The sequence below is a fragment of the Mucilaginibacter sp. genome (assembly GCF_035492695.1).
Taxonomy (GTDB): domain Bacteria; phylum Bacteroidota; class Bacteroidia; order Sphingobacteriales; family Sphingobacteriaceae; genus Mucilaginibacter.
In genome coordinates this window covers 405,935-424,271 of record NZ_DATJJC010000007.1, presented here as the reverse complement: position 1 = coordinate 424,271, position 18,337 = coordinate 405,935, and the positions used below count along the sequence as shown (strand labels likewise).

At 45.6% G+C, this 18,337-nt stretch carries 14 protein-coding genes; 4 read left to right on the top strand and 10 right to left on the bottom strand.

Going from position 1 to position 18,337, the window contains the following annotated elements; translation table 11 throughout:
* The first annotated feature begins 67 nt into the window (after positions 1-67).
* Positions 68-712, top strand: coding sequence for a DUF2306 domain-containing protein (locus VL525_RS06095; RefSeq protein WP_325384420.1), 645 nt, complete (start codon positions 68-70; stop codon positions 710-712).
* On the opposite strand, the gene VL525_RS06090 is transcribed toward VL525_RS06095, so the two are convergent.
* The 6 genes from VL525_RS06090 to kaiC form a co-directional block, all read right to left on the bottom strand.
* Positions 709-1,608, bottom strand: a complete 900-nt coding sequence (locus VL525_RS06090; protein ID WP_325384418.1) for a DUF3078 domain-containing protein — start codon at positions 1,606-1,608, stop codon at positions 709-711. The two genes, VL525_RS06095 and VL525_RS06090, sit on opposite strands and share 4 nt — an antisense overlap.
* Before the next feature lie 80 nt (positions 1,609-1,688).
* A complete protein-coding gene (locus tag VL525_RS06085; protein WP_325384416.1) occupies positions 1,689-3,230 on the bottom strand; it encodes a serine hydrolase domain-containing protein in 1,542 nt (513 codons plus the stop codon).
* Between the two features lie 62 nt (positions 3,231-3,292).
* Positions 3,293-4,957 carry a PAS domain-containing sensor histidine kinase gene (locus tag VL525_RS06080; RefSeq protein WP_325384414.1) on the bottom strand — a complete coding sequence of 555 codons (1,665 nt, stop codon included), beginning with the start codon at positions 4,955-4,957 and terminating at the stop codon, positions 3,293-3,295.
* Complete coding sequence (locus tag VL525_RS06075) at positions 4,958-5,281, bottom strand: circadian clock KaiB family protein (protein ID WP_325384412.1); 324 nt, start codon at positions 5,279-5,281, stop codon at positions 4,958-4,960.
* A gap of 15 nt (positions 5,282-5,296) precedes the next feature.
* Positions 5,297-5,581: a circadian clock KaiB family protein gene (locus VL525_RS06070; RefSeq protein WP_325384410.1), complete on the bottom strand. Its 285-nt coding sequence runs from the start codon at positions 5,579-5,581 to the stop codon at positions 5,297-5,299.
* Complete coding sequence (gene kaiC / locus VL525_RS06065) at positions 5,578-7,329, bottom strand: circadian clock protein KaiC (RefSeq protein WP_325384408.1); 1,752 nt, start codon at positions 7,327-7,329, stop codon at positions 5,578-5,580. The genes VL525_RS06070 and kaiC overlap by 4 nt, the downstream gene beginning before the upstream one ends.
* A gap of 286 nt (positions 7,330-7,615) precedes the next feature.
* On the opposite strand from kaiC, the gene VL525_RS06060 reads away from it, so the two are divergent.
* Positions 7,616-9,100, top strand: coding sequence for a PAS domain-containing sensor histidine kinase (locus VL525_RS06060; RefSeq protein ID WP_325384406.1), 1,485 nt, complete (start codon positions 7,616-7,618; stop codon positions 9,098-9,100).
* A 5-nt stretch (positions 9,101-9,105) separates the two neighbouring features.
* Here the strand turns inward: VL525_RS06060 and VL525_RS06055 are convergent, their stop codons facing one another.
* Complete coding sequence (locus tag VL525_RS06055) at positions 9,106-9,744, bottom strand: HAD family hydrolase (RefSeq protein ID WP_325384404.1); 639 nt, start codon at positions 9,742-9,744, stop codon at positions 9,106-9,108.
* A gap of 280 nt (positions 9,745-10,024) precedes the next feature.
* Between VL525_RS06055 and VL525_RS06050 the strand changes: the two genes are divergently transcribed.
* Both VL525_RS06050 and VL525_RS06045 read left to right on the top strand, forming a co-directional pair.
* Positions 10,025-10,909 (top strand): AraC family transcriptional regulator, encoded by an 885-nt coding sequence (locus VL525_RS06050; protein WP_325384402.1) that lies wholly within the window; start codon positions 10,025-10,027, stop codon positions 10,907-10,909.
* Positions 10,906-11,334 (top strand): DUF983 domain-containing protein, encoded by a 429-nt coding sequence (locus VL525_RS06045; RefSeq protein ID WP_325384400.1) that lies wholly within the window; start codon positions 10,906-10,908, stop codon positions 11,332-11,334. The genes VL525_RS06050 and VL525_RS06045 overlap by 4 nt, the downstream gene beginning before the upstream one ends.
* A gap of 6 nt (positions 11,335-11,340) precedes the next feature.
* Here VL525_RS06045 and VL525_RS06040 read toward each other — a convergent pair whose 3' ends face one another.
* The 3 genes from VL525_RS06040 to VL525_RS06030 all read right to left on the bottom strand — a co-directional run bounded on the left by VL525_RS06040 (position 11,341) and on the right by VL525_RS06030 (position 18,246).
* Complete coding sequence (locus tag VL525_RS06040; RefSeq protein WP_325384398.1) at positions 11,341-11,790, bottom strand: GNAT family N-acetyltransferase; 450 nt, start codon at positions 11,788-11,790, stop codon at positions 11,341-11,343.
* 64 nt (positions 11,791-11,854) lie between these two features.
* A complete protein-coding gene (locus VL525_RS06035) occupies positions 11,855-14,929 on the bottom strand; it encodes a DUF2723 domain-containing protein (RefSeq protein ID WP_325384396.1) in 3,075 nt (1,024 codons plus the stop codon).
* Between the two features lie 296 nt (positions 14,930-15,225).
* Positions 15,226-18,246: a DUF2723 domain-containing protein gene (locus VL525_RS06030; RefSeq protein WP_325384394.1), complete on the bottom strand. Its 3,021-nt coding sequence runs from the start codon at positions 18,244-18,246 to the stop codon at positions 15,226-15,228.
* Positions 18,247-18,337: the final 91 nt, after the last annotated feature.

Here is an 18,337-nt window from a genome sequence, read left to right as displayed (position 1 = left end):
TCGGGACCCTGCTGTTTTTTTGTAACCTTTCCATAACTTTAATAGTCCCAATCCAAACCCCGTAACAGTGAAAAATAAAACTTTTCTGTGGGTACTATTTGCCCTGTGTGCGCTTGGCGTTGGCTTTTATCCTGCGATTTATTACCTGGTAGATATGCACGGTAACGGCCTATGGGCAAGCAAATCACCTGAACTGTTATCGAGTGCCGTATGGCATACAGCATTTTACATGCACATCACGTTCGGCGGCATTGCGATGCTTACCGGCTGGACGCAGTTCAGCCAAAAACTTCGCAACCGGTATTTGAGTGCGCACCGGCTGATTGGAAAAATATATGTAGCATCGGTGATGCTAAGCAGTATCGCAGGGTTTTACATCGCTATGTTCGCGTCTGGCGGCATAACCTGTGTGCTGGGTTTTAGCGGCCTGGCGCTTAGCTGGTTGTTTACGGATATTATGGCCTATACCAGTATTATTAAGCGCAGATTTAAAGATCACGAGAACTGGATGATCCGCAATTACGCCCTCACTTTTGCAGCGGTTACCCTTCGCATCTACCTGCCGCTATCGCAAATTGCCCATATCGAGTTTATCACGGCATACCGCGTAATATCATGGATATGCTGGGTTCCAAACCTGCTTATCGCCGAAATGATCATCAGCAAAAGGGCGCAGATACCAGTGCAAACAGCGCTCGTTCAAGCCGACTAAAACTTATACGTCAATCCAGCGCCGAATATCTGTTTTACCTGCAGCAGGGAATGTTCAGCCGTTACACCATTCTCGGTAACCGGTATTTTTGCGTTTGGATCGGATATCAGTTCGACCCCAAAATTGACAGTCACCAGTTTGTTCACCTTCATAAAAATATTGCCGGCATAGTCGGCATAAATATTACCCGGTTGCTTCAGGTAGTTGGAATACAGTTTAAGGATATTCTCAAAGGAAATATTTGGTGCAAGGTTGAACTTCAGATAACCATCCAGCGAAGCACCAAACTCAAACAGCGATTTATCACCCGGGGTTACGCCGAATGATCCTGCATTTGAAAGCGAATCGTTGCTTACCATAGTAATACGTGCAGCAAGCGGCGAAATGTTCACCCTGAAATTATCCGACTTTTTATAGGCAAAACCCGGACCGAAAGTAAGGTAAGCCGGTGCAAACGGAGCGGATATAAGTGTGCGGGTATCGTCGGCATTGTAGTTATAACCTTTAGTAAACTGGGTTTGGAAGTTGGCATAAAAAGTATACAGCCAATATTGTGCTGCCTTGTATCCTAATAAACTGTTCAGGATAATGCGGTCATCATTTTTGCGCCAGCCTGTACCAGCCTGTTTGCTCAATCCATAACCTACGATTACTTTGTTGTCCCAACTCCATTTATCTTTTTTGTAATTGAAATCGTAATCAAAAACCAAGTTGGCGGCAAAGGCATTGGCGCCGCCAGCTGCCCAGTGGGTAAACGAACTTTGGTTGAGAAGGAATGTATTTTGCCCATGAATCTTCCATGCAGTATCTTTTTTCGCGGTGTCTTTAACAGCCGTTTGTGAAAAACCTGCAAGGCTTGCGGTTAGTAATGTTACTAATAGTAAGATGCGTTTCATAAGTGGTTATTTAACAGGGTATCTGAATAGTTAATTAATGCGAAAATAAAGGTTATGGCAACCTAAACCAAATCAATGCACTATTTTGGGATACTTGTTATATGATATTCCTGTATCAAAGGCGGGTTCTCCGGCGTCAAAGTAAAGCTTATTTTGATGTCACCATGTTCGCCTTTCATAATAAAATAACCTCTTAACTGGTTTTCGGGCACTACCTCTCCTACCGATGTTATGTTGCCCGCTTTTTCGAAAACGGCGACCGCTTCTGCTCTCAGTTTATCTGGGAAATAATCCATAAAGAAATTCATGGCGAATATGCCGCTGGCTTTGGCGTTATCCCAGCCGGGCAGCAGTTTAACTAATTGATCGCGCCGTTTGGTTAAGATATCGGAAGGCGGTAACTGGCGCATTTTTATGCCGGAGAGTCTTATCAGGGTATCGGCCACCTGCAGGTTCACGTTCCCGGCATTGGCGTAAGTAAGGTTAGCAAAGCAAATAACGCCAATGCCGTATTCGGGGTAAATGGTCCATTCGCTACCGAAGCCGGGCAAACCACCGGTATGGCCCACTGCTGTCATACCATCGATATATTTACGCCAGCGAAGGCCATAGCAATAGGCCGAGGCAAAAGGATAGCTTCTGCCTGTAGCCGTTTTATAATTTGCGTTAAATCCATTTATATCCCAGGGGTATTGCATTTCGCGCACCGAACTTCTTTTGACAGGCCCTTTCTCCACATCATCACGCGGCGGCCAGGCTGAAAGATGAAAGGCTACGTACTTGCTGAAATCCTCCATCGTAGTGATCATCCCTCCCATAGCGCCATAAGAACCATCGTGCAGCATGGGTTGTTCAACCCATTTGCCGTCCAGCCAGCGGTAGCCATGAGCAAGCAGTTCCGCAGGCACTTTGGTATATTCATAATAAGTATGGTTCATCCCCAAAGGCTTAAGGATATTTTCTGTGATATATTGCTCATACGTTTTACCCGATACTTTTTTGATGATATAGCCCAGTGTGGCAAAGCCCAGGTTGCTGTACTCGTACTCCTGCCCTGGATCGTGGGAGAATGGGATTCCTTTTCTATAGAGTTCTATCAATTGCTGATCGGTATTGGCCAGTTGGCGGTCGCCCCAGGGGTTATCTTCAGGATAGCCGGCCGTGTGGGTAAGCAGGTGGCGAATAGTTATAGCCGGAGCATCTTTGGTAAGACGCTTCATATTTTTTGCTTCGGGGATATATAGGGAAATGGGATCGTCCAGCCGCAGCCTGCCTTCATCGCGCAGCTTCAGAATGGCCATTGCTGTAAAGCTTTTGCTCATAGATGCTATCCTAAAAGCTGATTTTGAAGTTGCTTCAGTTTTATCAGTGATCCTGCTGTAGCCAACACCGCCCGTATGTACCAGTTTACCATCGGTTACGATACCGTACACCAGGCCCGGAAAATGATTTTGTTCCGCATAATCCTTGTAGATCTTATCGATAACCGAGAACGTTTCCTCTATCTTTTTGAGGCGGCCGGCATCGGTAAAAACAGGCGGCTTGTAGGTTTGGGCACCGGCCGGGTAAACCGATACAAAAAATACGAAAGTTAAAAAGACAAAAGAGGCCTGACGTTTCATAGCGTAAATATTGTTAAATACATATTTACTAAAACATCGTGAAATGTAAAGTATGGGAAAGCTTATTTTTCCAGCGGTAACTCAAAATAGAATGTCGACCCTTTGCCTGGTTCACTTTCTACACCGATAGTTCCCTTATGGGTATCCATTATCTGTGATGAGATATAAAGCCCCATACCCAGGCCGCTGGTCATGTATTTTTTATCTTCGATACGGTAAAAACGTTCAAATATCTTTTTCTTCTGGTCCTCATTAAGGCCAATGCCGAAGTCGGTCACAGAAACGCGCACCTTATCGCCGTTCTTTTGAGTTTTGATAATAATCCGTTTATCTTTCTTTGAATATTTCACCGCATTATTAACCAGGTTGGTAATAACCTGTTCCAAGCGTTCGGGGTTTGCCTTTACTAAGTAGTCTTCTCCGTTATCTATTTCAAATTCAAAGCCATTATAGACATGTACCGAACTATCAGCGCATTCGTCTACAATTGTTCTCAGGTTTACGGTATCCATCCTGTAATCAAGCCTGCCGGCGTTTATTTTGCTTACATCAAGCAGGTCGTCTACCAGGTGCTGCAGCTTATTTGCAACAGCGTTTGCTTTATCAAGATACGTAGGAAATGCCGGCGGAAAATTGTCTTTTACCTGCATTTTCATTAACTGAAGGTAACCTTTTAAACTTGTTAAAGGTGTTTTCAACTCATGGCTGGCTACGCCGATAAATTCATCCTTTTTTTCCAGTTCTTTTTTCTGGTCTTCAATATCCGTTGCTGTGCCTATCCAGAAAACAATTTCGTTATTCTCGTCGCGCTGGGGAAGTGCCCGATTTAAATGCCAGCGGTACGAACCGTCGTACCGCTTATAACGATTTTCCGCTTCGAATATCTCCCCGGTTTTTAACGACGTTAAATACTTTTCCATCGTATTAGGCAGATCATCAGGGTGCACTACCGCTTTCCATCCCCATTGCTTAGTTTCTTCAAAACTCAAACCGGTGTAAGCATACCAACGATTGTTGTAAAAATTCACCTCACCATTTGGCAGGTTGGTCCAGGCCATTTGAGTAACGTTGTTGGCCAGCAGTTTAAAATGCTCCCTGCTGTTGTGCAGGTCGGCGGTACGCACCTTAACCGTTTCCTCCAGTTGGTCGTTCATGCGCTTGGTTTCATCGCGGGCAGCTTCTAACTGTCTGTTCTGAGATTTCAGCTGCTGCTGTATCTCTTTTTGCTGGGTAAGGTCGGTAATGATCAGGCTGAGGGCCACCACCCCGTCGTCCATTTCGAGCACATTGCATGAGAAAAGGCATGGCGTGGGGCCATTATTGTAGTTTACAAGCGTAAGTTCATGCTTTATATCATCCTTCCAGCCTTTTTTAATAAGCGCCAGGTAATCATTCCAGGCTTCTTTAGGTATAAAGGTATCGAAGGCAACCCCTATCACCTTCTCTAAAGGCAGGCCTATCATTGCAGCAAAACGGGTGTTGCTATAAATAATGGTCCCCGCCCTGTCAATGGTAACCGCGCCTTCGCTCATCTTCTCTATAAAAACCCGGTAGGTATGATCGGCTGTCTTTAAAGAGTATACTTTGTGCCCGGCAGGGCCGTTTACTACAATAGCGTCGACCTGCCCGGTACGAATAGCTTCGATGGTATCATTAGCTTCCTCCAGTTTGAAACTAAGCTCCCGATTTTCATCCAGTAATTGCTCGTATGACTTTGTCGTTTCCATTTAAACGCCTGTCTCTTTTATTCCTAATCCTTTTAAAACCTTTTTAGTGTCCGACATATCGCCTATCAGCCTTCTTTCCATCCCCGGCGACTCCTTAAGCAGCATAGGGAGTGCGATAAGCTGGCGGTCTCCGGCCTTTTGAACCTGCTGATGAACGTCGATAATTTCCAGTTCATAATTTCCCTCAAGGTACTTTTCGCAGATGGCTTTTAAATTAGTTATGGCCCGCACAGAATTCGGCGACGAACCTGCCACATACAAGCGTAACACAAAAGGTCGTTCTTCTTCTTTTCCCCAATCAGACTCAGTGGCAGCTTTCTTCATCAGATTGTATAAGCGTTAAGCTGGGATAATGTTTAACCCGACCAGTACTTTTTCCTCGTTCGAAAGGTCGCCTATTATTTTCCGGATCGGTTCCGGAACTTTTCGTACCAGCGTAGGCACAGCAAGTATCTGGTCGCCCTCTGCCAGTTGTGGTTTTTCCAGCAGATCGACCACTTCAATTTTATACTGGCCCTTAAGGTGTTCCTCGCAATATTTTTGCAGGTTACGGAGGGCTGTTACCGAACGTTCCGTTTTACCGGCGACATACAGCCTCAGTTCCCACTTTTTTTCACTTTTCATTTTTTATTCTTCGGAGTTTTAGGTGCAGCCCCATTTTCATCTCCCCGCCTCATCCTGGTCATCTGTTCGCGCGTTTTTTCCAGCACCTGTTTACGCAATAATTCTTCGTTATATATCCGGTTCAACTGCTCTTCGGTCGATTCAAATTCATTTTTCAGGCTCGAAATTTTTGCTTCTAATGTTTTACGCTGCCTGTTTATTTCCCTGTCTTTAGCATTAACGGCATAATCGCGCAACGCGAACCCGGTTTGCTCTTCAATTTTCCTGGCTTCGCGCGCCGAACCTATCAATACGCCGTCAGGACCGAGGTAGACGTCAACCAGGTCGAGGCCGTTATCCGTAATAATAAATTCACGGACCTGGTTGGAATGTTTCATTCCGCGCGACTTTATCACGTATAACCCGCGGTTCCGTTCGCCATTTGATTCAATATCCCTAACCAGCAACCAGGTGTCCACCAGCGATGAAACACCTTCGTCTGTCTGATCGCTTACTGCCGGATTTAAAGTGAGTGCGGTAAACATTACCGTTATCTGTTCATCCTGTAAAAAGTCGATCAGCCTTATCAGCATGGATTTCACTTCGCTCATGGCGCCGATGGTGATCAGGTTAGTTATCGGGTCGAGTATCACCACATCAGGCTTAAATGCCTTAATAGCCTTATAAATAGATACCAGGTGCATCTCCAGCCCGTATAATGTAGGTCGTGACGCGCTAAACTGTAACAACCCTTTATTGATATGCTTTTCGAGGTTAAGATTGATCGACTTCATATTACGTATGATCTGCCGTGGCGATTCCTCAAAAGCGAAATAGATGCATTTTTTCCCTTCGTTACATACCTGGTTAGCAAAGTAAGCGGCGATACTGGTTTTGCCGGTGCCCGCGGTACCCGATACCAGCACGCTGCCACCCTTATAAAAACCCTTGCCACCCATCATTTTGTCCAATGCAGGAATGCCCGACGACACTCTTTCCGACGATACCTGTTTATTCAGGCTGAGCGAGGTAATAGGCAAAACCGATATACCGTCCTCGTCGATAAGGAAGGGGTATTCGTTGGTGCCATGTACCGACCCGCGATATTTTACGATACGCAGGCGCCGTGTAGATACCTGGTCTATGATCCGGTGATCGAGAAAGATAACGCAATCCGACACATATTCTTCAAGCCCCTGGCGGGTAAACATGCCGTTGCCTTTTTCGCCGGTTATCAATGCGGTAACGCCTTTTTCCTTCAGCCATCCAAATAACCTGCGCAACTCTGACCGCACTATGCTTTCATTCTCTAATCCCGAGAAAAGGTTTTCAATGGTGTCGAGTACCACACGCTTAGCGCCAATGCTGTCTATTGCATAACCCAGGCGGATAAATATTCCGTCAAGGTTGTACTCCCCGGTTTCTTCTATTTCTTCGCGCTCGATACGGACATGATCTACTTTTATCTTATTATCCTTTTGCAGTCGCTCGATGTCAAAACCCAGCGAAGCCACATTCATAGCCAGGTCTTCACGGCTCTCTTCAAACGCCATAAATACTCCCGGCTCGTTATACAACGTCGCGCCTTTTACAATAAACTCTACGCACATAAGGGTTTTACCGCACCCGGCGTCGCCACAAATTAATGTTGGACGTCCCTTTGGGAAACCGCCCATGGTTATTTCGTCAAGGCCTGATATTCCGGACGGTACTTTTGGTAACGTTTTGTAACTCGTGTCTGTGTTTTTAATTTTTCTTTCCCTGGTCATTGCGAACAATAATTAAGGTTGATCGTTTTTTCGGCTGATATTCAAATTTTTCGGCTGAACTATGAGGCTTTAACAGCAACAAAGTAAATATGTTTTGGCACACTTACATGTTTCATACTAATATATATTTTTTATTAAAACGATAACCAAAAGCAATTGAGCCCGTTAAAAGAAAATACGGGGGTACTAAAAAAGGCTCTAGTGGCTACCCACTTTTAATTATAAAAACAAGTTTTCGTTACCGATTAAAATTATTTACTTTGATTTAGATTTTCGCACCAATATCATGGCCGATACCTCTACCGACAACCTTAACGAAGGTCTCTTTCAACTGTTATTTGAAAAATCGCCGGGATCGCTTTTGGTTAAGGCCGATGCGCCCCGCTTTACTATTGCTGCGGTTAGCGACGCTTATTTGCAGATCACTTCAGTACAGCGTGAAGATGTTGTCGGAAACGGTTTTTTTGAAGTTTTTCCTGATACTGGCGACGACCCGAATGATGAAAATACTGCCCGGAAAGTATTCACTAAAGTTATAGAAACGGGCGTAAAGATCGACGTGCCGGTTTACCGGTTCGATATACAGGACACGGTAACAAAAAAATTGTCTGAACATTACTGGTCGTGTTCCAACATACCAATACACTGTTCGGAAGGCAAGGTTGCTTATATACTGAATACCGTTGTTGATATTACCGGCGAAGTAAAAGCAAAACAGGCCGCCATCGAAAGCGAGAACCGGTTATTGATGGCAGCCGACGCTACCGGCATTGCTTTTTGGGTGCTTGATATTAAAACAGCCGATTTCTCTTTTTCGCCGCAGATGGTGACTATTTTCGGGCATCAGCCCAATGCGGAGATATCTCTCTCCTATATACGCAACCAGGTACACCCAGACGATATGCAAAATATTGTTTTAACTGCATATAACCGCGCGCTGGTAAGCGGTCAATACGAATACGAAGTACGCATTTTTTGGCCGGATGAATCTATGCGATGGATACGCACCAAGGGCATGGTGCTGTTCAACGATAAGAACCAGCCCGAAAGAATGCTGGGTACCATTGTAGATGTAACGGAAAGCAAGCGCGACGAGGAAAGGAAAAATGATTTTATAGCTATGGCAAGCCACGAGCTAAAAACCCCGCTTACCTCGCTTAAAGCTTACATTCAATTGTTGGAGGTCAAGCTGTCCGCATCGCCTGACCCGTTTGTCGCCAGTTCGTTAACCAAAGCGCTGAACCAGGTAAATAAAATGACTACCCTTATACACGGTTTCCTCGATCTTTCGAAAATTGAACCTGGTAAGCTTCATCTGAAAAAAAACATATTTGATATCAACAAATTGGTGCAGGATGTGATTGCCGAGAACCGGGTGATTGCGGGGACACATTCACTGAAATTTACACCACATTGCGAGGTTAAAGTAAACGCCGACCGCGAAAAGATAGGGCAGGTTATCAGTAATTATATCAGCAATGCTATCAAATATTCGCCAAAAGGCAGCACGATAGCTTTAACGACTGAAATTATCGAAAACCATGTGAGTGTTTCGGTAGCTGACCAGGGCATTGGGATAAAACCCAAAGACCAGGAAAAGATATTCCAGCGTTTCTATCGTGTCGAAGATGATGATATGAAACACATTGCCGGTTTTGGCATAGGCCTGTATCTTTCAAGCGAGATCATCCACCGGCACAAAGGCCAAATAAGCGTACAAAGCGAAGAAGGCAAGGGTTCGGTTTTCAGTTTTACCCTGCCGCTTGCCTGAATGGTTTACAGGCCCATAAAGTAGTTTGTCAAATCAGTGAAGTTATCAAACCGAACGTCGTGATCGTTTGTATTGCCAAAACCATAACTTACGAATACAAACGGGATGCCTGCCAGCCTGCTTTGTTCTCCGTCGCCTTCGGTATCGCCAACATAAACGGGGGTTTTAAGATGATGACGCTCGATAAGTTGTTTAATATTGTAATGTTTGGGCATGTAATTGGTACCATACGCTATCTCATCTACAATATTTTCGCTTATACCGGCCCAATCCATAAATAAACGAATAATACCTACTGCGCAATTGCTAACAATATACAGCTGGTACTTTCCGGCGAGCTGCTTTAATCCGTCTTTTACACCTCCGTACAATACACCGCCATTTTTCGGCAACAGCTCGCGGCGTAATTCATTCACCTTTGCATAAATACCCTGTCGTTTTTCTTCGTCAAAGTCGGGCATAAGTACCGCATGTACCTTTTTGCCCTCCCATCCTACCATCTTTGCAAGGTCGTCGCGCCTCACAAACATGTCTATTCCAAGTTGTTGAAACACAATGTTCCACGATTCGGCGTAAGTATCCACAGCGTCCCAAAGTGTGCCATCCATATCAAAAATGAGGCTGTCCGGTTTATTTATTAACATTCGGTTACGTTTTTGTAAATATGTGAATTATTTCCGCATAGATTTTTGAAAAAATTTCATCCGTTATTCATAAAAATTTCACAAATTTGCAACGATAAGGTTTAGGTTTGGTCCGAATTAGCGAGTAAGACGGACCACTATATCCCCCGCCTCCCGGCGGGGGATTATTTTTTTAAAGGCATTTTCTTCCATATTTCATAACAATCAGTAAAAAGTACCATTAAGGACACGATAAATACTACGTGCGGTTGTACTTTACGTTTACCTTTGTGTAGCAAAGATGAAAAGCACATTCCCTGTATATGACATTTGCAAACTGTCTGATTTTCAGCAGGAAGACATGCTCGTAAGCCGTTTTGGCACCTACCTGGAAAAACACACCGATCTTCACTTTCCTCATAAACACAGTTTTTACCATTTGGTGTTATTTACCAAAGGCGGCGGCACTCATGCTATCGACTTTAAATGGTTTAAAGTTGAGCCACACCAGATCTATTTTATGGTGCCCGGGCAGGTGCATTCCTGGACCTTTGAAGGCGATGTTGACGGCTACGTGGTCCATTTTTCCGAAGCCTTTTTTCAATCGTTCCTGCTGCTCAATGATTACCTGCAGCACTTCGCATTTTTTAGCGGAAATGCCGACGACCAGGTAATTGAACTGACGGACGATATCCGCCCGCAAGTAATCTGTTTATTTGAAAATATCATTGCCGAAAGTGAACATCCTGCCGCTATGGGTGTGGATATGATCAGGACCCTGCTGTTACAGGTATTTATCCTTATAAACAGGAAGAATGCAGCACCTGAGCAAAAACAGCCATCGGCCTATAATTATACCCTGCTCAAAAATTTCAGGCTGCTGATAGAAGAAAACTTTGCCACGCTGCGACTGCCAAAGGATTATGCTCAATTGTTATATATAACTCCCAATCATTTGAACGCCCTTTGTAACGACATGCTTGGTATGCCGGCAGGCGATGTTATCCGTAACAGGGTATTACTGGAGATAAAAAGGCTGCTGATCAACCTCGACCTGACGGCTGCCGAAATAGGCTACCGCCTTAACTTTAACGACAACTCTTATTTCACCAAATTCTTCAAAAAATATACGGGCCTGACACCCGAAGATTTCAGAAAAAATACTTTAAAAAACCCAAAGCCATGACAACGCCTGACACCGAAAAAACCATAACGCCCATCTCAGAATTTAGCGCGGCATTACATGCCAAATGCCCGAAATGCCGCAAAGGGGACATGTTTGTAAACACCGGCCTCGGCTTCGTAGGCCAAAAATCACATGCGAACTGCCCGTACTGCAACTTCCAGTTCGAGATAGAGCCGGGATATTTTTACGTCGCCATGTTTGTAAGCTACGGCATGATCGTAGCTGAAATGGTGACGCTGGCCGTAAGCACTTTCCTTTTGACAGGCTCCGAATCGCCATGGCTTTATATTGGTATATTGCTGGGGGTAACCCTGGTGCTGTCACCCTTCAATTACCGGTACTCCAGGGTAATATTACTGTACTGGCTTACACCAAACCTGCATTACGACCCGGAACGGGCAAAGAAGCCGTATTATGAAAAATAAGACCGGCTATACACCGATCTTATACAAGAAAAACCCCGTCCCTGGTTCCTTCTTTTCAAAACCAACGGCCTCGTACAGCCGTTGCGCAGTGTAATTATCTGCAGCAGTTTCCAGTTGCACATAAGTTGCGCCATCATTTTTGGCAAAAGTCATTGCTGCGTGAATAAGTGCCTCGCCGATCCCTTTTTTGCGAAATGGTGCATCGACATAAAGGTCGTTCAATATCCAGTTTTTACATGCCCTTACCGATGAATAGGTGGGGTACAACTGGGTAAACCCCGCGGGCGTACCATTGGCAATGGCGACAAAAATGACCGATTCGTTGTTTGCAAGACGCTGGCTGATATAATGCCCGGCAAGTTCCGGGTCGGCTGGTTGCTTGTAAAATTGGCGGTAACGGTCAAACAAACCGGTTACTATTCCCGCTTCGGATATCTCTATTCTCCTTATTTCCATGGCTATAAAAATAAAATAGCGATGAGTATAAACCCATCGCTATTTTTATAAAGTTGATATTGGCTTATTGCCCGCTGCCCATCAGCGACTTAAACTTGCCTTCGTAGTCCTTCACCTGCGCCGATAGTTTTTTGCCCAGGGCATCCTGGTGTTTCTCTTTCGCCAGCTCACCCATCTGATTCAAAATATACATACCGAGCTGAATAGCACGCGGGTCGACATTGTCCGGGTTACTCTGCATCTGGTTATAGTTATAATTCAACTGATCGACCAGGTAATTATCGATACTATTAGCATACCGGGTAGCCAGCGGAATATCACCCAGGTCGAACGCCTGAGTAACTAAAAAGAATTTGCTGCGCGCAATATCGATGTACGGATAAATATCAGGCATCTCCTGGTCATATTTATTCAGCACTTTGATGGCCTTGTCATGTTCGCCCCTGGCTCTCAGGTTCTGTACCAGGTCGAGAACGGTGGAGGTAAGTACCGGGTAGAACATGGTTGTCGATTCCGGATCGAGGTAGGTGGCTTTTTTAAAGTTCCCCCATTTAAACTTGTTCATGATGTTATCATACATCGTATCCGTATTGGTTTTACCCAATTGGTCGCGGGTGGTGGTATCCGGCTTGAACGGTATCAAATGATAGGTGAAGCCCTCCTTGTATAAATAAGGCTGCAGGCCTGCCATATTTTCCTGGCCCACCGTTATAGTGAAACAGATCGGCCTTTTCCAGTTATTGTGCGCCAGTATATCTATAAACGCCAGGTTGTCTTTGGTTACAAAATTGGAGGTATATTTCCATTTCATGGTATCGGCAAGCCTGCCTTTTTGAGCCGGCGATATAACTCCGTTTTTCACCAGTTCGTCGGCATTAATAGGTATTGCAAAGTTTTTAGTCGGCAGGTAATTTACCCATTGGCCGCTTTGCAGCTGGGCCATGGTGCTGGTATCGTCCGATGTAATAAAATCAAAAACCTCTTTAACATTCACAAAGCCGGCTACTTTTTTATCGTAATACTGTATAGCATCCCTTACGCCTTCCTTGTATTTGCTATAAGGCATGGTTATAGGCAATGGTTCCGACTCGTTCATCTTCTTCTGCATCTGCCTGATGTACCAGTCGCCGCTGAATAAGCTCAGGTTAACGATGCGAACATCGGGGCGTATGCCTTCCACTTCCTGGTCGTACCAAAGCGAGTAAGTATCATTATCACCATAAGTGAAGAGGATAGCATTCGGCGGACACGAAATAAGGTAGTTATAAGCCATGTCATGCGGCGTCATTTTGGTCGAACGGTTGTGCGCGCGCCATTCCTTGCTGGCTACCAGAACGGGTACCAGCAGGCATATTGCCGTTGCGCCAATGGCCGCTGTCCGCCCGTCGATCCATTTTTTGAGGAAGTCACCGATGGCTATCGCCCCGATGCCTATCCATATCGCAAATGCATAGAATGAACCCACATAGGAGTAATCCCTTTCGCGGGGCTGTATGCTTGGTTGATTGACATAAATTACGATAGCCAGCCCGGTAAAGAACCACAATAAACCAACTATCAGGGCATCCTGCTGCTTGCGCTGCGAATGATAAACCAAACCGATCAAACCCAGTATCAGCGGCAATGCATATAATGGGGTATAAGCATTCGCAGCCGACATAGGCGTATTTGGCGCAACTGTTGTCAGGCTGGCCGGCAGGTTTCTGGCTCCATCAAAAATACCGCTGGTCCAGTCACCGTCAACATAGCCTTTAAAGCCCCCCATTTGCTGCTGACCGTCGAGTTGGTTGGTGCGACCGACAAAGTTCCACATAAAATAACGGCCGTACATCTGCCACATTTGCCAGCTGAACATCCATTTCAGGTTGTCGCTGAAAGTTGGCGCATCGCTGTCGCCCATGTGCAGCCACTGACGGTAAAACTGTGCATCCTGCGCAAAAGAACCGTCGGTATTTTCGGTATTGTACATACGTGGCAAAATGGTGGTATGGTCGTAAACCGTATTCAATTTTCTGCCTGCGTTTTCATATTTCTTATCGCCTTTGCGGTAAATGATGCTGCCTTCGGTCTGGTCTATAGCTTTTGCGTCGAAGTAGGGACCGGTTAGCAAAGGCGTTTCGCCGTACTGGATACGGTTAAGATAACCGTATAAAGTGAAGGCGTTATCGGGATGCGAATTATTCAGATCGGGATTAGCCGTGGCGCGAATAGGAATGTAGGCGAACGAACTGTACCCGAAATAAATAAAGGCCACGCACAGAAATGCCAGGTTTAAAGCGGGCTTTTTGTATTTGATGCTTAGCCATATACCCAATACGATAAGACCTATCAGTAATACAAAGAAAAACATGGCGCCGGTGCCGAAGCCCATGCCCAGGGTATTGACAAAGAAAAGATCGAAATAAGCCGAGAACTTTACGGTGTAGCCCCTGATACCATATTGCACCAAACCAAGGATGACAATGCTGGCTATAAAAGCCAGGAGGGCGCCCCTGCCCGAAACTGCCCTTGTTCTCCGGAAATAATAAACCAGAACGATAGCAGGAATGGTCAATAAATTCAACAGGTGGATACCGATGGACAAACCGATAACATAAGCAATAAAAACGATCCATTTATCGGCGCCCGGCTCATCAGCGTGGGCATCCCATTTCAATATCGCCCAGAAAACAAGCGAAGTGCACAGCATAGACAATGCAAATACGATGGTTTCAACAGCCGAGAACCAGAAGGTATCGGTAAACGTGAAAGTCAGAGCCCCTACCAGGCCACCGCCCATAATCAGTATCAGCTTGGTATTATCGGCTTCTTCGCCTTTATTCAACAGCAATTTTTTAGCCAGGGCAGTGATGGTCCAAAAGAGGAACATGATGGTTGCGCCACTTGCCAGGGCCGAGCCCATGTTAGTAAAGAATGGCACCTTTGCTTTATCGCCCATGGATGCCAGGGAGAAAAACTTGCCCAGCATAGCAAAAAGCGGGTAACCCGGCTGGTGGGCCACCTGCAGGCGGTAAGCGCAGGAAATAAACTCGCCGCAATCCCAAAAGCTTACGGAAGGTTCCAAAGTACTGATATAAGTTAGCGAGGCGATGACAAAGCATAGCCATCCTAATAAATTATTGATCTTTTTGTATTGCATGGATCGTGTTTAGTAATTGTTTTATGCGCGGGCAAATATCCGCATTTTTATAAATCTTTTTAATAAATAACAAATGGGTTAACATCTTTTAACAAAACGATTCCGAAATTATAAAAATAAATTGAAATGGGAGGCGAGTGTCGCGCGGCGAGTGGCACGAGACGGAGAAAGAAAAACTAACAATAATGTCATTCCGAACGATAGAGAGAAATCTTAGACACCACGCCGGGCGGCTATACAAAACGTACAAGATTTCTCCCCGCTACGCTCGTTCGAAATGACATCGGTTGTATGGGTTACCGCTGCATAATCCCCGAAAACTTCTTAGTGTAATTATCCAGCTGCGCCTGTAATTTGCCGGATAGTTTGGGGTCATCATGCTCTTTGGCCAGGTCGGTAATGCCGTTGAGCACCGATACTTCGAACTGCACCGTCTGTCCGTCTACATCGGCCGGACTATCCTGCATCAGGTTGTAGTGATAATCGAGTTGGTCGGTGAGGTAGCTGTCCAGGCTGGCCATGTATTTATTAGCGGTGCTTTTATCGTGAAGCTTGTAGGCAGTATCGATGATAAAATATTTGCTTTGAGCGATACCTGCATAAGGATAAATATCGGGCATTTCCTTATCGTATTTATGCAGAGCGTTCAGGGCGAGATCGCTGCGGCCTTCCTGCATCAGGTTTTGCGTCAATTCCAAATAGGTCGAAGTAATAAATGGATAAAACAGGTTGGTCGATTGTTCATCCAAATATTTGGCATGCTTAAAATTGCCGTATTTGAATTTGTTTACTACGTTTTCGTACATCACTTTAGTATTCACCTTAGCTTGCCGCTGGTTCTGGTCGCCGGGTTTGAATGGTATCAGGTGATAAACAAAGCCCTCCTTATACAGGTACGACTGCAAACCGTTTAAATCCTTGTTGCTCATGGTAGCTGTAAAGCATATCGGCCGTTTCCAGTTATTATGCACCAGGATGTCCATCATGGCAATGTTATCCTTGGTGAGGTAATTGCCGGTAAATTTCCATTCCATCTTGTCGGCTAATCTTGATTTTTGGTCGGGTGTTATTACGCCGTTTTTCACTACATCATCCGGGTTAATGGTTAATTTGAAGTTTTTAGTCGGCAGATAATTCACCACCTCGCCATCCTGCATTTCCACTTTGGCTTGCGGGTTGTCGGACGTGATGAAATCAAAAACCTCCTTCAATTCTATCGAATCGGGCAGCTTGGCATCCGAGTAAGGCACAAAATCACGCGTGCCCGACCGGTACTGGTCGTACCGCATGGTGATAGGCAAAGGGTCCGATTCGTTCATTTTCCGCTGCATCTGATGGATGTACCAGTCGCCGCTAAACAGCGTGGTTATACAAATGCGCACATCCGGACGTATGCCTTCCACTTCCTGCGCGTACCATAACGAATAGGTATCATTATCAGCACCCGTAAACAGGATGGCATTTTTCGGGCACGACATTAAATAATTATAGGCCATGTCATGTGCCGTTCTTTTAGTCGAGCGGTCATGCGCCTTCCACTCTTGTTTAGCCATCAGTATGGGTGCTATCAGCATACACAGTCCGATGGTAGCAAAGCTTGCTACGCGGGTATTCACCCTGCGGCGCATAAATTCGGCGATACCAATTACGCCCATCCCAATCCATATCGCGAAAGCATAAAACGAACAGACATAGGAATAATCGCGCTCGCGCGGCTGCAGCGGCTGGTTCACATAAAATACGATTGCAAGCCCCGTAAACAGCCAAAGCATGGTGATAACCACGGCGTCGCGCTTGCCATGTTTATAATGATAAAACAAGCCGATCAACCCCAATATCAGCGGCAGGGCATACAAAGGGGTGTAAGTCCTGTCATTCAGCACTGAGTTTGGCAAGTGTTTGCTGTGGTCGAATATCCCGGTTGTCCAGTCGCCATCGGTATAGCCATGGAAGCCGCCCATCTGCTGCTGCCCGTCCTGCTGGTTATAGCGACCTGCAAAGTTCCACAGGAAATACCTGAAATACATTTGCCCTATCTGCCAGCTGAACATAAATTTAAGGTTATCGCTAAAGGTGGGCACATCGGTGTCGCCCAGGCGCAGCCACTGGCGGTAAAACTGCGGGTCGTTGCTGTCCGAGCTGTGTATACGGGGCAATATGGTGGTATGATCGTAAGTATTTTCGAGCGCATGCCCGGCAATTTCGTACTTGTTTTTGCCTTTCTGATAGAAAGGGCTGCCGAAGGTTTGGTCGGTAACTTTTGCATCGAAATAGGGTCCGCTAAGCAATGGCATCTGCGGGTATTGGATTCGGTTAAGGTAGCCGTACAGGGTAAAAGCGTTATCCGGGTGCGAGTTGTTCAGATCTGTATTGGCCGTGGCGCGGATGGGGATATACATGAAAGAGCCATAGCCGAAATAAATAAACACAACACACAGGAAAGCGAGGTTAAGCATTGGTTTGCGTTTGCGGATGCTGTAACGTATGCCGAAAACAAGCAAACCTGTCAATAATATAAAGAATGCCAGCGCCCCGCTGCCAAAGCCCATGCCGAGTTTGTTCACAAAAAACAGGTCGGAGTAAGCAGCCAGCATCACCGTATATCCTCTTACACCAAACTGCACAAAGGCCAGGATGAATATGCTGATGAGTAAGGCCACCAGCCCGCTTTTGAAATTGATATTTTTATACCTGCGGAAATAGTAAACCAGCGCCACAGCCGGTATGGTCAATAAATTGAGCAGGTGTATGCCGATGGACAGGCCGATCATATAGGCGATGAACACGATCCATTTATCAGCGCCGGGCTCATCTGCATGGGCATCCCATTTCAATATCGCCCAAAAAACTATAGCCGTACATAAGGCCGACATCGCAAAAACGATGGTTTCAACCGCCGAGAACCAGAACGTATCGCTGAAAGCAAAAGCCAGAGCACCTACCAGGCCGGCGCCCCATATCAGTATATGCTTCTGCGTGGTCAATTCGCCACAGCGACTGAGCATCATTTTTTTGGCAATAAGGGTTATCGTCCAGAAAAGGAACATGATGGTGGCCGCACTGGCCAGCGCACAGGCCATATTGGTAAAATACGCCACTTTGGTATTGTCGCCCAGGGACGCCAATGAGAATACCTTACATATCATGGCGAACAAAGGATAACCCGGCTGGTGCGATACCTGCAAACGGTACGCGCAGGCGATGAATTCGCCGCAATCCCAAAAGCTTACCGATGGTTCGAGCGTTAAAATGTAGGTACAGGCGGCAACAAGGAAACACAGCCAGCCCAAAAGGTTGTTGATGCGGTTATACTGCATAGGTTTTAGTGTAAAGTTTTATCAATACCTAAATATCCATGCTTTTTATAAGCTATTCACCATCAGCAGCTTCGGTTTAACATCTTTTAAC

Coding starts and splice junctions, on each gene's coding strand:
- VL525_RS06090 (WP_325384418.1), bottom strand. CDS start 1,608: ATGAAACGCATCTTACTATTAGTAACATTACTAACCGCAAGCCTTGCA.
- VL525_RS06085 (WP_325384416.1), bottom strand. CDS start 3,230: ATGAAACGTCAGGCCTCTTTTGTCTTTTTAACTTTCGTATTTTTTGTA.
- VL525_RS06080 (WP_325384414.1), bottom strand. CDS start 4,957: ATGGAAACGACAAAGTCATACGAGCAATTACTGGATGAAAATCGGGAG.
- VL525_RS06075 (WP_325384412.1), bottom strand. CDS start 5,281: ATGAAGAAAGCTGCCACTGAGTCTGATTGGGGAAAAGAAGAAGAACGA.
- VL525_RS06070 (WP_325384410.1), bottom strand. CDS start 5,581: ATGAAAAGTGAAAAAAAGTGGGAACTGAGGCTGTATGTCGCCGGTAAA.
- kaiC (WP_325384408.1), bottom strand. CDS start 7,329: ATGACCAGGGAAAGAAAAATTAAAAACACAGACACGAGTTACAAAACG.
- VL525_RS06060 (WP_325384406.1), top strand. CDS start 7,616: ATGGCCGATACCTCTACCGACAACCTTAACGAAGGTCTCTTTCAACTG.
- VL525_RS06055 (WP_325384404.1), bottom strand. CDS start 9,744: ATGTTAATAAATAAACCGGACAGCCTCATTTTTGATATGGATGGCACA.
- VL525_RS06050 (WP_325384402.1), top strand. CDS start 10,025: ATGAAAAGCACATTCCCTGTATATGACATTTGCAAACTGTCTGATTTT.
- VL525_RS06045 (WP_325384400.1), top strand. CDS start 10,906: ATGACAACGCCTGACACCGAAAAAACCATAACGCCCATCTCAGAATTT.
- VL525_RS06040 (WP_325384398.1), bottom strand. CDS start 11,790: ATGGAAATAAGGAGAATAGAGATATCCGAAGCGGGAATAGTAACCGGT.
- VL525_RS06035 (WP_325384396.1), bottom strand. CDS start 14,929: ATGCAATACAAAAAGATCAATAATTTATTAGGATGGCTATGCTTTGTC.
- VL525_RS06030 (WP_325384394.1), bottom strand. CDS start 18,246: ATGCAGTATAACCGCATCAACAACCTTTTGGGCTGGCTGTGTTTCCTT.